The organism is Rhodoferax sp. U2-2l (assembly GCF_020594515.1).
Classification (GTDB): Bacteria; Pseudomonadota; Gammaproteobacteria; order Burkholderiales; family Burkholderiaceae_C; genus Rhodoferax.
In genome coordinates, this window is the sequence record NZ_JAJCTH010000008.1 from 161,980 (window position 1) to 174,860 (window position 12,881).

Genomic DNA, 12,881 nt, shown 5'->3' on the forward strand with positions numbered 1-12,881 from the left:
CCGGATCGAGCCCGGGGTTTCAGCACCCGGGATCCAGCAATTCGAGGCCTGGATGGTGGGTGGGTGCGCGCCATGACGGCCGTGATACAGGCGCCAGGGTGACGGCACAACCATGGCCGTCAGGTCGCATGCTGGCACTGGCACTGGTGGCCGTGGTGTTTGTGCCGCTGCTGCCGGGCCTGGTCTGGGCGCTGGGGCCCAGCCTGAGCGCGGCGGTGTGGCAAGCGTTGCTGGCGGACCCGCAATGGCCGCAGGCCTTGCGCGCCACGCTGGTGTCAGCGCTGCTGGGCACGCTGCTGGCGGGCCTGATCGCCGCGGCCTTGGCGACGCGCTTGTACCCCAGCCCGGCGTGGCAGCGGCTGCAACAGCGCTTGCCGCTGCTGCTGGCCATGCCGCACGCCGCATTTGCCGTCGGTTTGTTTTTTTTGATGGCGCCTTCGGGCTGGCTGGCCCGGGTTGCCGCGCATGGTTTGTCCTGGCCCAGCCCGCCCGACTGGGTGACGGTGCAAGACCCGTATGGCTTGAGCCTGGCGCTGGCGCTGGCGCTCAAGGAAAGCTGGTTTTTGCTCTGGGTGTTGGTGGCTGTGCTGGGCGAGCAGGCGGTGACGCGGCAGATGGCGGTGGCCCGCTCCCTGGGCTACAGCGCGGCACAGACCTGGCGGCTGATCCTGTGGCCGCAGCTGTTGCCACGGCTGGGTTGGCCGGTGGCGGCGGCTTTCGCCTACGGTCTGTCGGTGGTGGACATGGCGCTGGTTTTGGGGCCGGGCACCCCACCCACGCTGGCGGTGCTGACCTGGCACTGGCTCAGTGACCCGGATGCACGGGTGCAAGCGCAAGGCGGCACCGCCGCGCTGGTGCTGCTGGCGCTGTTCCTGAGCGTGACGGCGTTGGCCTTTGGCTTGTGGCAGGCGCAGCGGCGCTGGCGGGCCTACCCCACCGGGCGGCGCCGGACCGCCGCGCAGCCGTCCCGGTTTTGGCTGGTGCCGCTGTGGGGCATCGGCTACGCGGTGCTGGCGGTGCTGGGTGTCTGGTCGGTGGCCGAGAGCTGGTTTTTCCCGGCGCTGTGGCCGGATGCGCTGACTGGGGACAGCTGGCGCGCTGCCGACTGGGCGCCGTTCTGGACCACGCTGTGGTTGGCGCTCACCGTGAGCCTGCTGTGTTTGCCGCTGGCCCTGGTCTGGCTGGAGTGGGGGCCAGCGCAATTCAACACGGTGCTGTATCTGCCCTTGATCATCCCGACGCTGCCGCTGGTGGCCGCGCAGTACGCCGCGTTGTTGCGTCTGGGCCTGGACGCCACGCCGCTGGCGCTGGTGTGGAGCCACCTGCTCTGGGTGTTGCCCTACATGGTGCTGACGCTGGTGGGGGCCTACCGGGCGTTTGACGCGCGCCTGATGAGCAGCGCCCGTGCGCTGGGCAACACGCGTCTGCAGGCTTGCCTGCGCGTGAAGTGGCCGCTGCTGCTACGGCCCATCCTGGGTGCCTGGGCGGTGGGGTTTGCGGTGAGTGTGGCGCAATACCTGCCCACGCTGTTTGCCGGTGGCGGCCGGTTTGCCACCGTCACCACCGAAGCCGTGGCCTTGAGCGCTGGTGGCAGCCGCCAGATGCTGGCAGTGCAAGCGCTGCTGCAAGTGGCGCTGCCACTGGCGGCGTTTGCGCTGGCCACCGCGTTGGCGCGCGCCCGAAGCCACAACCGGCAAGGCCTGCGCTGACATGCTCAAGATCGACCACCTCACGCTGCGCCTGGGCGAAGCCGTCTTGTTATCCGACCTGCAACTGCGCATCGCCCCGGGCGAGATCGTGACGCTGACCGGCGCCTCCGGTTCGGGCAAATCCACCCTGCTCAACGGGCTGCTGGGTGACCTGCCCCCGGCGTTTTCCGCTGCAGGAGAGATCTGGCTGAATGATCGCCCGCTGCAAGACTTGTCCATTGAAGCGCGCCGTATCGGGATCTTGTACCAGGACGACCTGCTGTTTGCCCACCTGAGCGTGGGGCAAAACCTGGCGTTTGCGCTGCCCGCCACCGTGACAGGCGCCGAGCGGCGGCGACGCATTGCGCAGACCCTGGCCGACATCGGTCTGGACGGTTTTCACGACCGCGACCCGGCCACCCTGTCTGGCGGGCAGCGCGCGCGGGTCAGCCTGATGCGCGCCCTGCTGGCCCAGCCGCAGGCGCTGCTGCTCGATGAACCTTTCTCACGGCTGGATGCCGCGCTGCGGGTGCAATTTCGCGGCTTCGTGTTTGAGCAGATTGCGCGCCTGCGCATCCCGACCCTGCTGGTCACCCACGACCTGGCCGATGCGCCGCCGGGTGGGCGCGTGTTGGACATCAGCACCTGGCAGCCGCGCCATGTTTGACCGCGTCCTGAACAACGCCCTGCAACGCCCGCTGAAAAGTTTGGCGGGCGCGCTGGTGCGCCGTGGCTGGCGCGCCGACCAGGTGACCTGGGTGGGTTTTGCACTGGGCCTGTGCGCCGTGCCCTTGATTGCGCTGGGGCACACCCACTGGGCGCTGCTGGCCATGGCACTGAACCGCCTGGCTGACGGGCTGGACGGCAGCATCGCGCGCCTGACCCAGCCGACTGACCGCGGCGCTTTTCTGGACATCTCGTTGGACTTTCTGTTTTACGCCAGCATACCGCTGGCCTTTGCGCTGGCTGACCCACAAGCCAACGCGCTGCCCGCCGCGGTGCTGATTTACAGCTTTATTGGCACCGCAGGCACTTTTCTGGCCTTTGCGGTGCTGGCCGCCAAGCGCGGCTTGAGCAGCACCGCCTACCCCGGCAAAGGCTTTTATTACCTGGGTGGGCTCACCGAAAGTTTTGAGACCCTGCTGGTGTTCACACTGATGTGCCTGGTGCCGCACTGGTTCACTTACCTGACCTATGGTTTTGCCGGCTTGTGTGCTGTGACCACCGTGACGCGCATCGCGGCGGGCATCCAGGTGTTCAAGTCAGACTGACTTCAGCGCCCGGCGGTACTGCATGGCTTCGGCCACATGCGTCACCTGGGTGGTACGCGCAGCGGCCAGGTCGGCAATGGTGCGCGCCACCTTCAACGCCCGGTGGGTGCTGCGTGCCGACCAGCCCAGCCGGGTGGCGGCCACGTTCAAAAACTTGGCGGCGGCATCATCCAACAGCACAAACTGGTCAATTTCCTGGCCCTGCAGCGCCTGGTTGGGCTTGCCCTGGCGGGTGATGGCGCGCTCCCGCGCCGCCACACAGCGCGCCCGAATGGTGGCGCTGGCCTCGCCGGGCGGGGCTTGCATCAGTTCGGTGCTAGCCACGGCGGGAACCTCGACATGCAGGTCGATGCGGTCCACCAGCGGGCCGCTGAGCTTGCCCTGGTAACGCGCCACCTGGTCCGGCGTGCAGCGGCAGGCATTTTGTGCCGAGCCCAGGTAGCCGCACGGGCACGGGTTCATGGCGCCAATCAGCTGAAAGCGCGCCGGAAACTCGCTGCGTCGCGCCGCCCGTGAGATGGTGATGGTGCCGGTCTCCAGCGGCTCACGCAGCGCCTCCAAAGCGGCGCGTGGAAACTCGGGGAACTCGTCCAGAAACAGCACACCATGGTGCGCCAGCGAGATTTCGCCAGGGCGTGGCGGCGAACCACCGCCCACCAAGGCCACCGCGCTGGCGGTGTGATGTGGCTGGCAGGTGGGGCGGCGTGCCCACGATGCCAGCGAAAAACGCCCGCCCAGGCTGGCCACGGCAGCGCTTTGCAAGGCCTCGTTCGTGGTCATGGGCGGCAGCAGGCCGACAAAACGCTGCGCCAGCATCGACTTGCCCGAGCCGGGGGGCCCCACCAACAAGAGACTGTGGCCACCGGCCGCCGCAATCTCCAGCGCCCGCTTGGCGCCCAGCTGGCCTTTCACATCGGCCAGGTCAGGATAGTCTGCCGCCTGGACAAAAGGCGCCGCGTCGATGCGCGCCCAGCCTTCACCCGGACCCGCCGCGATGGTGTCTGACGCAACAGGTAAAAAATGCTGCACCACATCCAGCAGATGCCGGGCCCGGTACACCTGCGCGCCGGGCACCAGCGCCGCTTCTTCGGCGCTGCCAGGCGGCAGCACCAGTTGCGTGACGACACCGCTGCCATGCAGCGCCAAACTCATGGCCAGCGCACCGCGCACCGGGCGCAATTCGCCCGACAGCGACAACTCACCCGCAAACTCCCAGCCCGCCAACGCTGCAGCCTCAATCTGCCCGCTGGCGGCCAGAATGCCCAGCGCCATCGGCAAGTCAAAACGTCCGGAATCTTTTGGCAAATCTGCCGGTGCCAGGTTGACGACGATTTTTTTGTTGTTGGGAAACTCCAGGCCCGAGTTCTGGATGGCCGAACGCACCCGCTCGCGCGCCTCTTTCACCTCCACATCGGCCAACCCCACCAGCGTGAAGCTGGGCAGGCCGTTGGCCAGGTGAACCTCGACGGTGACAGCCGCCGCTTCCAGGCCCAGCAGGGCTCGACTTTGCACTAAAGACAGACTCATGAGACTCCCTAGCTAAAACGGTGCGCAAACCGCAAGCAGCGCCTGAAATCATGCACCGATTTGGTGCAAACTGGTTATTTGTACAGATATGTTAACCCACAGACTTCCGGTGGATTTGCCCTGTCCTGCGCCAGTCGGCGGCCGTTGCTGGCACGAACTCTGCTTTACCACCTTGTCAACCCACTTGTTGAAGAGGCCAATGACTCAGAACCCGCCGAGTGTGACCCACTCTTTCCAAGCCAAGGAGAACTCATGAAACTTGTCACCGCCATTGTTAAACCCTTCAAGCTCGATGAGGTGCGCGAAGCGCTCTCCTCCATCGGCGTGCAGGGCATCACCGTCACCGAAGTCAAAGGCTTCGGTCGTCAAAAAGGCCACACCGAACTGTATCGGGGTGCCGAGTATGTGGTCGACTTTCTGCCCAAAGTCAAGGTCGAGGCGGCCGTGTCCGACGAGATGCTTGACCAGGTGATTGAAGCCATTGAAGGTGCCGCGCGCACCGGCAAGATCGGTGACGGCAAGATTTTTGTCACACAGGTCGAACAAGTGATCCGCATCCGTACCGGCGAGACCGGCAAAGAAGCGCTTTAACTCACCGCCACTTCACACGAGATCACACTTATGAAAAAAATACTTGCATCCCTCGCGTTGGGAATCAGCCTACTGATGGGCGGCGGGGCCGTGTCGGCGCAGACACCGGCCGCCTCCGACGCCGCGCCAGCGGTCACCGCACCGGCCGAGGCGGCAGCGCCAGCCGCTGAAGCCACCGCACCCGCAGTCGTCGCGCCTGAGGCACCGGCTGCGGCCATGGCCCCCGCCGCACCTGCGGCAGCCGAGCCCGCCGCCGCTGAAGCGGCCCCAGCCCCGGTTCCCAACAAGGGCGACACCGCCTGGATGATGGTCTCCACCCTGCTGGTGATTTTGATGACCGTGCCCGGACTGGCGCTGTTCTACGGCGGCCTGGTCCGCTCCAAAAACATGCTGTCGGTGCTGATGCAGGTGATGGTCACCTTCTCGATGATCGTGGTGCTGTGGTTCATCTACGGCTACAGCCTGGCGTTCACCGAAGGCAACGCGTTCATTGGCGGCTTTGACCGGCTGTTCATGGCCGGTGTCTGGGACAACGTCGCAGGCACCTTTGCCAACGGCGCCACCTTCAGCAAGGGCGTGGTCATTCCTGAAATTGTGTTTGCCGCCTTCCAGGCCACCTTTGCCGGTATCACCGGTGCGCTGATAGTGGGTGCCTTTGCCGAACGGATGAAGTTCTCCGCCGTGCTGGCGTTCATGGTGCTGTGGTTCACCTTCTCCTATGCCCCGATTGCCCACATGGTGTGGTTCTGGATGGGCCCGGACGCCTACAGCAGCGCCGAAGTGGCGGCTGACATGACCAGCAAGGCCGGCATGATCTGGCAATGGGGTGCGCTGGACTTCGCTGGCGGCACCGTGGTGCACATCAACGCCGCTGTGGCGGGTCTGATTGGTGCCTACATGGTGGGCAAACGGGTGGGCTATGGCAAGGAATCGATGGCGCCTCACAGCCTGACGTTGACGATGGTCGGTGCGTCCCTGCTCTGGGTGGGCTGGTTTGGCTTCAACGCCGGTTCCGCCCTGGAAGCCAACGGCTTTGCAGCGCTGGCCTTCATCAACACCTTTGGTGCCACCGCAGCGGCCATCCTGGCCTGGTGCATCGGTGAATCGCTGATGAAGGGCAAGGCCTCCATGCTGGGTGCCGCTTCCGGCTGCGTGGCGGGTCTGGTGGCCATCACACCGGCTGCCGGTAACGTGGGCATCGGCGGTGCGCTGGTGATCGGTTTCCTGTCGGGATTTGCGGGTCTGTGGGGCGTGAATGGTCTGAAGCGCCTGCTCGGTGCAGACGACTCGCTGGACGTGTTCGGTGTGCACGGTGTCTGCGGCATCCTGGGTGCGATCCTGACCGGCGTGTTCAACAGCCCGGCCCTGGGCGGCCCCGGCTACGTGGCGGACTGGGTCACAGCCACCATGGTGACATCGGCCGACTACTCCATCGCAGCCCAAGTCTGGGTGCAAACCAAGGCGGTGCTGACCACGGTGATCTGGTCTGGCGTGGTGTCCTTCGTGGCTTACAAGATTGTGGACATGACGATTGGCCTGCGGGTGTCGGAAGAGTCCGAACGCGAAGGTCTGGACATCACCTCCCACGGCGAAACTGCCTACGGCAGGTAATCAGGGAGGTGACGGCAGGCCACGCGCCTGCCGTCTGGTTGAGTTGTTCTTGAGAGTTGACCCACCAGGGCCTTGCGGTCTTGGTGGGTTTTTTTTACGTCTGTGCCCTGCCTACACACCCTGACAGAAAACACCCTAAGCACACGTACTTATTCACAAGCCGCAGGCACCACGCTACGCTCCCCGGCCATGCCAAGCTTGGAAGGACAACCGGTGACAACAAAGAAAACAACCCACGCCTGCGGGCTGGCCGATCTGCGGTTTGCGTCGTGGATGGAGCTGGCCCATCTGGCCGCCAACCTGCGCTGGCAAGACCTGGGCACCCGGGTGGTGGTGCGCCTTTTGGACCTGCAGGGTAACCGCGCCTGGTGGGGCGTCACACTGAACAATCGCTTGCTGCGCGCGAGCAATGGTGCCATCACCATTTTTGACTCGCTGCTGGCGGCCGACCGATTTTTGCGTCTGCTCAAGGTGGACCGCTTCATGATTGGTGAACACTGTGAACACGCCCTCTTTATGGCCAGTCAGGCTCAAGAGGTCTACACGCTGGGCCAAGGATGTCCTGCCTGTGACCGCACCCAGTGTGGCGCCGCCATCAACCAGGATGTTTTTCAATGCCTGCACCTCACCCAGCAACGCCTGGCCATGAAGCCCGACACCCACAGCACGGCCGGTCAGTTGCAACACACACCCGCCCCGGTGTTGACATAGGAGGCTGTCCTTGCGCGGCGCGGGGTGAGTTGCTGGGCGCTGACGGCCGCCTGGTCACGTGGCAAGGCACAATGCGCAGCTGTTTTGACGCCAACCTGCACGCCCATGACACGCACCCTCAGCACCCTGGATACCCCCTGGCAAGTCGTCACCCCGCACCGCTGCCAGCTGGGTGAATCACCGTTCTGGCACCCGCAGGAGCAGATGCTGTACTGGGTGGACATCCCTGGCCAACAGGTGCTGCGTGCCAACATCTACATGGGCACGGTCGACACCTGGGATGTGCCCGCGGAGCCCGGCTGTATTGCCCCGGCCCGCAGCGGTGGCCTGGTGCTGGCGCTGCGCGACGGCATTTTTCGCGCCGCCGACTGGGGCGCGCCGCTGCAGCAGATCGCCCGGCTCGACATCAACCCCGCCACCACCCGCGCCAACGACGGCAAGTGCGATACCCAAGGCCGCTTCTGGGTCGGCACCATGGATGAAACCCGCCAGCTGAAAAATGCCGGGCTTTACTGCGTGGATGCCCACGCCCCCGGCCAGCCGCGGGTGGACTGCAAGGTCGCCCCCACATCAGGCATGACCACGGCCAACGCGTTGGCGTTCAGCCCGGACGACCGCACCCTGTATTGGGGTGACTCGGCCAGCCACACCGTCTGGGCCTGGGACTTTGACACGGCCACGGGTGAGATCCGTCACCAGCGACCCTTTATCAGCGTGCCGCCCAAACCCGCGGGCTGGCAGCCGCTGGACACCGGTTACGGCGGTCGCGCCGATGGTGCGGCGGTGGATGAACAGGGCAACTATTGGGTGGCCATGTACGAAGGCCAACGCGTCTGCCAGTTTGCACCCGACGGCACCCTGCTGCAAACACTGGCCACCCCGCTGCTGTGCCCGACCATGGTGTGCCTGGGCGGTGAAGACCTGAAAACCCTGTTTGTCACCAGCGCCGGCCTGCAGCGCAGCGCGACCGAGCAGGCGGCTTACCCCCTGTCAGGCTGCGTGTTGTCTACGCGGGTCGAGGTGGCCGGGCTGCCGGTGAACCCCTTTCGGGACTGACGTCCGGGAGCGCAGCCGAGCCTCACCGGGACTTTTTTGAACAACAGGTGATCGAAAAATTCAATCCGGCGTGATGGCTCAGGCCGTAACATGGCGGCCCGCCTACTGACCACGCAGCCACCATGACCGACACCCTGCAAGCCCTGATCGACCCCATTCGCGCCGCCGCTGCTTCCAAGACGCCGCTGCGCATCCGCGGCCAGGGCAGCAAGGACTTTTATGGTCAGCCCCCGAAGGGCGAGCTACTCGACACCACCGTGCACAGCGGCATCGTCAATTACGAGCCCACCGAACTCGTCATCACCGCCCGCGCCGGCACACCGCTGGCCGAGCTGGAAGCGGCGCTGGCCGAACACGGCCAATGCCTGGCGTTTGAGCCACCGCGTTTTGACGGGCGCGGCACCGTGGGCGGCATGGTGGCCGCCGGGTTGAGCGGCCCGGCGCGCGCCAGTGTGGGCGGCGTGCGCGACTATGTGATGGGCGTGCAGCTCATCAATGGCCGTGCCGAGCACCTCAGCTTTGGCGGCCAGGTCATGAAAAACGTGGCCGGGTATGACGTGACGCGCCTTCTGGTGGGCAGCCTGGGCGTGCTGGGTGTGCTGACCGAGGTGTCACTCAAAGTGCTGCCAGTGATGCCTCTTGAAGCCACGCTGGTGTTTGAGATTGACCAGGCGCACGCGCTGGACCAGCTCCACGCCTGGGGCGCGCAGCCGCTGCCGCTCAACGCCAGTTGCTGGGCGCAGGAGGACGCCGCCCCGGGCGAGGTCGGCAAACTTTATGTGCGCCTGCGCGGTGCCGCGGCTGCGGTGAACGCGGCCATCCCCAGGATGCTGCAAGACCTGCCTGGCGAGGTCATGGAGAATGCCCAGGCCGGGCCCGACTGGGCCGCCTGCCGCGACCAGACCCTGCCGTTTTTTACCGCAGCCGACCACCCCGGCGAGGCCCTGTGGCGCCTGAGCGTGCCGCAAACCGCCCCGGCGCTGAACCTGCCGTGGCCGCAACTGGTGGAGTGGCACGGCGGCCTGCGCTGGGTCTGGGCACCCGCGTCAGCCTTGCCCAAACTGCGCGATCTGACCCAGGCGGTGGACGGTTTCACCACGCTGTTCAGACTCGCCAGCCCCGGCGACGCGGGGGCGACCAACCGCTTTGAACCTTTGGAATCGCCGCACAAGCAGATTCACGCCCGCCTGAAAGCCGAGTTTGACCCGGCGCACCTCTTCAACCCCGGGCGTCTGGTGCCGTCGCTCTGAGCCGCTGTTGCCATGCAAACCCAACTCGCCCCCCAATACCAAGGCACCTCTGACGGCATCGCCGCCGAGGCGATTTTGCGCAACTGCGTGCACTGCGGTTTTTGCACCGCCACCTGCCCCACCTACCAGCTGCTGGGCGACGAGCTCGACGGCCCGCGTGGCCGCATTTACCTGATGAAACAGGTGCTCGAAGGCGTCACGCCCACCCGCAAAACACAAGCGCACCTGGACCGCTGCCTGACCTGCCGCAACTGCGAAACCACCTGCCCCAGCGGCGTGCAATACGGCCACCTGCTCGACATTGGCCGCAAGCTGGTGGACGAACAAGTGCCGCGCCCGGCTGGCGAAAAGGCGCTGCGCTGGGCCTTGAAAGAAGGCTTGCCCTCGCCCCTGTTTTCGCCCGCCATGGCACTGGGCCAATTGGCGCGGGGCCTGCTGCCGCCTGCACTGCAGAAAAAAGTACCCGCCAGACAAACCGCGGGCACCTGGCCCACTCGCCAGCATGTCAGACGCGTGCTGATGCTGGCCGGTTGCGTGCAGCCCGCCATGAGCCCGAACATCAACAGCGCCACCGCGCGCGTGCTCGACGCCGCAGGCATCCAGACGGTGATCGCGCCCAAGGCCGGCTGCTGCGGCGCGGTCAAGTTCCACCTGAACGACCATGACGGTGGCAAAGCCGAGATGCGCACCAACATTGACGCCTGGTGGCCGTTCATCGACGGGACGGCGGGCCAGCCCGGTGTGGAAGGCATTGTGATGAACGCCTCCGGCTGCGGCGCCACTGTCAAAGACTACGGCCACATCCTGCGCGACGACCCGGTCTATGCGGCCAAGGCGGCACGCATCAGCGCCCTCACCCAGGACATCAGCGAGTGGTTGCCCGAGCTCAGCGAGAAGCTGCGCGACCGCGTCAAAGCGCGCGCCAGCCAAATCGCCTTTCACCCGCCCTGCTCCCTGCAGCACGGCATGAAACTGCGTGGCGGGGTAGAAAAATACATGGTGGAGCTGGGCTTCAACCTCAAGATCACCGGCTGCGAACCCCACCTGTGCTGCGGCTCGGCAGGCACCTACAGCGTGCTCCAGCCCGAGATCGCCACCCAGCTGCGCGACCGCAAACTTGGCCACCTCAACGCCACCTTCGAGAGCGGCAAGCCCGACCAAATCGCCTCGGCCAACATCGGCTGCATCAACCATTTACAAAGCGGCACCCAAACGCCGGTGCGGCACTGGATTGAGTTACTGGATGAGGCACTGCAGGCTGGGGTGTGAGGGTTGTTTGGGCCGGGCATCGCTGACCTGGGCACGAGTGGTGGCTTCTGCAGCGGGAGCGGACCCGCAGTCAAATTTCCAGATTGGGGTGGTCGCCAGCGGCAATAACCGTCAGAATTGCCACTGTCCCTCCAGCACACCCATGTTCCCAAGTCCCATGTCACCTCTGCCAGTTGAGTTCGGAAATTCAGGGAACCTCGATACGAATGGTACGGGTTGGATCATTGGGTTCAGCCACTGGAGCAAGCGAGAGCCATATGACCTGCGGCACATTCCAGGCGGCACGCTGTCTACAGGGCTCTGCGTCAAGTGGTTTTCCCATCTAGCAGGGGATCCGGATGGTCAAGACAAACCAGTGAGTACCGGAAGAACTATGTCTGTGCTGGTCTCAGATCTAAGCGATTTCAGGATTGACTTCAGCGCCGATTCGACCTTCCCGAAAAATGCCACGATCACATACAGGTTGCAGCGAATGGGAGACTATGTGATTTGGGGACCAGGTGTTTATCACCGGGCATTTGGACTCAAGGCAGCTACGATCATGACCGTGCGATGGGAGCAGGAACACTGCGCCGATTGACCCATCAGATTGCTGCCAGCCTCCTTTTGCTTAAGTGTGTGCCTTGAGCTTTGTGCTTGAGGATGCGTGAACAAACTATGTCGGACATTGGCCGATCAGCAAAGCAGTTGATGGAGAGATCGACTGCCGGTTCGCAGCGGGAGCGGTCATTCAGTGCTACCCCCCGTTTTGGGGATACCCGTGCAGAGAATTCGCTGTCAGAATCGTAGGGAGAGTGCTCGCTCACACAACTGACCAGTAGCCGAGTTGACAAAAAATGTCGGTGTACTGGTATTTCTGGAACTGTTATGCCCCTTGACGTTGACCGAAAGTCGTCAAACACCCTTATTCCAAGCGGTTCTCAGAAGCTTATCTACTCCGATGTTAGGGAGACACGGGCGTGTCTCCCTATATTGAGTTAGCCCTCACTGAAGACGCATGTCGCACTACCCAGATCCTGAACAGTTGCTTTGCCTTACCTGTGGCACCTTCCTGAAACGAGCAGATGCAGCTTCGGTATGCATCGAGTGTGGTGCGCCACTTGATCACGAGGCCCTCCTTCGCCTGTACGAGTATGCGGCAGAGGTCTACTACTACGGCCACCAGTATCGCGTCTACTACGAGATAGCTTATGCCAGAGATAAAAACCCTGCCAAACCGTCGCTAGGCTTTCCAGGCGAAGCATTTGCTTGGGTAATGCTCGCAGTGCTTAGCGGTGTTCTTGGGAATGCTGGTTATGACGCCATCAAGACAGTTATTGCGAAAATTCGGACTGACGTTTCATCCGGTAGGGTTCGGCACAAAGATTACTCAGCTTTGCTCGAACTTAGCGATGAGCAACTGGGCGAACTAATTGATGCCGCGCGGACATACTGCGATGGAATGGAGGGCTTGACCAAGGAGGTACGAGCAGCCATCGTCGAAGAGATCGTGGCTGACACCGTATCGCATGATCCTGCGATTTCCCTAGAGATGATGAAACTCATGCAACGCAAGGAGATCAAGCCAAAACACCGCAAGCGTTTCGCCGAACTATTGCGCGGAGCAATCGTCCGATCGAAGAAGCGAACGACGCCATCTCCAGGTGCACTTAATGGTCTCTGGTCAAGGTTGGAAAAGTGAGAGCTAACAAGTTGCTCGTCGCGGACACACAGCAGCAGAATGCCGCTTCGCGGCGCATGCTGTCCTGCCGGACAGCACCGACGTTAAAGCACAAACACAGTAAGCGTCCAGCCGTGCCACCTTGACGGCGCGTCCTGAATCAGTCGCCGTTTATTTCGTCGACGATTTCATCATCGGCGTAGAACTTCCCAATGGCTTTGTCGAGTCTCTTGAGTAACGCGTTCAG

11 protein-coding genes are annotated in these 12,881 nt (G+C 63.9%); 10 read left to right on the forward strand and 1 reads right to left on the reverse strand.

The window, feature by feature from the left end; genetic code table 11:
* Positions 1-98: 98 nt before the first annotated feature.
* Genes LHU53_RS19815 through LHU53_RS09545 form a run of 3 tightly spaced genes read left to right on the forward strand, consistent with a single transcriptional unit; the run spans position 99 to position 2,959 of the window.
* Positions 99-1,709, forward strand: a complete 1,611-nt coding sequence (locus LHU53_RS19815) for an ABC transporter permease (RefSeq protein ID WP_227332407.1) — start codon at positions 99-101, stop codon at positions 1,707-1,709.
* Position 1,710: 1 nt separating this feature from the next.
* Complete coding sequence (locus tag LHU53_RS09540; RefSeq protein ID WP_227332408.1) at positions 1,711-2,355, forward strand: ATP-binding cassette domain-containing protein; 645 nt, start codon at positions 1,711-1,713, stop codon at positions 2,353-2,355.
* Positions 2,348-2,959 (forward strand): CDP-alcohol phosphatidyltransferase family protein, encoded by a 612-nt coding sequence (locus LHU53_RS09545; RefSeq protein WP_227332409.1) that lies wholly within the window; start codon positions 2,348-2,350, stop codon positions 2,957-2,959. The genes LHU53_RS09540 and LHU53_RS09545 overlap by 8 nt, the downstream gene beginning before the upstream one ends.
* On the opposite strand, the gene LHU53_RS09550 is transcribed toward LHU53_RS09545, so the two are convergent.
* The gene (locus tag LHU53_RS09550) at positions 2,951-4,486 is read right to left on the reverse strand and encodes a YifB family Mg chelatase-like AAA ATPase (protein WP_227332410.1); all 1,536 of its coding nucleotides are present in this window, start codon (positions 4,484-4,486) and stop codon (positions 2,951-2,953) included. The genes LHU53_RS09545 and LHU53_RS09550 overlap by 9 nt on opposite strands.
* Positions 4,487-4,738: 252 nt before the next feature.
* On the opposite strand from LHU53_RS09550, the gene glnK reads away from it, so the two are divergent.
* The 7 genes from glnK to LHU53_RS09585 all read left to right on the forward strand — a co-directional run bounded on the left by glnK (position 4,739) and on the right by LHU53_RS09585 (position 12,655).
* Positions 4,739-5,077: a P-II family nitrogen regulator gene (gene glnK, locus LHU53_RS09555; protein ID WP_227332411.1), complete on the forward strand. Its 339-nt coding sequence runs from the start codon at positions 4,739-4,741 to the stop codon at positions 5,075-5,077.
* A gap of 30 nt (positions 5,078-5,107) precedes the next feature.
* Complete coding sequence (gene amt, locus LHU53_RS09560) at positions 5,108-6,688, forward strand: ammonium transporter (protein WP_227332412.1); 1,581 nt, start codon at positions 5,108-5,110, stop codon at positions 6,686-6,688.
* A gap of 213 nt (positions 6,689-6,901) precedes the next feature.
* Positions 6,902-7,399, forward strand: a complete 498-nt coding sequence (locus LHU53_RS09565) for a hypothetical protein (protein ID WP_227332413.1) — start codon at positions 6,902-6,904, stop codon at positions 7,397-7,399.
* A 105-nt stretch (positions 7,400-7,504) separates the two neighbouring features.
* On the forward strand, positions 7,505-8,455 hold the full coding sequence (locus LHU53_RS09570) for an SMP-30/gluconolactonase/LRE family protein (RefSeq protein ID WP_227332414.1): 951 nt from the start codon (positions 7,505-7,507) through the stop codon (positions 8,453-8,455).
* Positions 8,456-8,577: 122 nt separating this feature from the next.
* A complete protein-coding gene (gene glcE / locus LHU53_RS09575) occupies positions 8,578-9,705 on the forward strand; it encodes a glycolate oxidase subunit GlcE (RefSeq protein WP_227332415.1) in 1,128 nt (375 codons plus the stop codon).
* Between the two features lie 12 nt (positions 9,706-9,717).
* Positions 9,718-10,974: a glycolate oxidase subunit GlcF gene (gene glcF, locus LHU53_RS09580; RefSeq protein WP_227332416.1), complete on the forward strand. Its 1,257-nt coding sequence runs from the start codon at positions 9,718-9,720 to the stop codon at positions 10,972-10,974.
* 997 nt (positions 10,975-11,971) lie between these two features.
* Positions 11,972-12,655: a hypothetical protein gene (locus tag LHU53_RS09585; protein WP_227332417.1), complete on the forward strand. Its 684-nt coding sequence runs from the start codon at positions 11,972-11,974 to the stop codon at positions 12,653-12,655.
* Positions 12,656-12,881 lie beyond the last annotated feature (226 nt).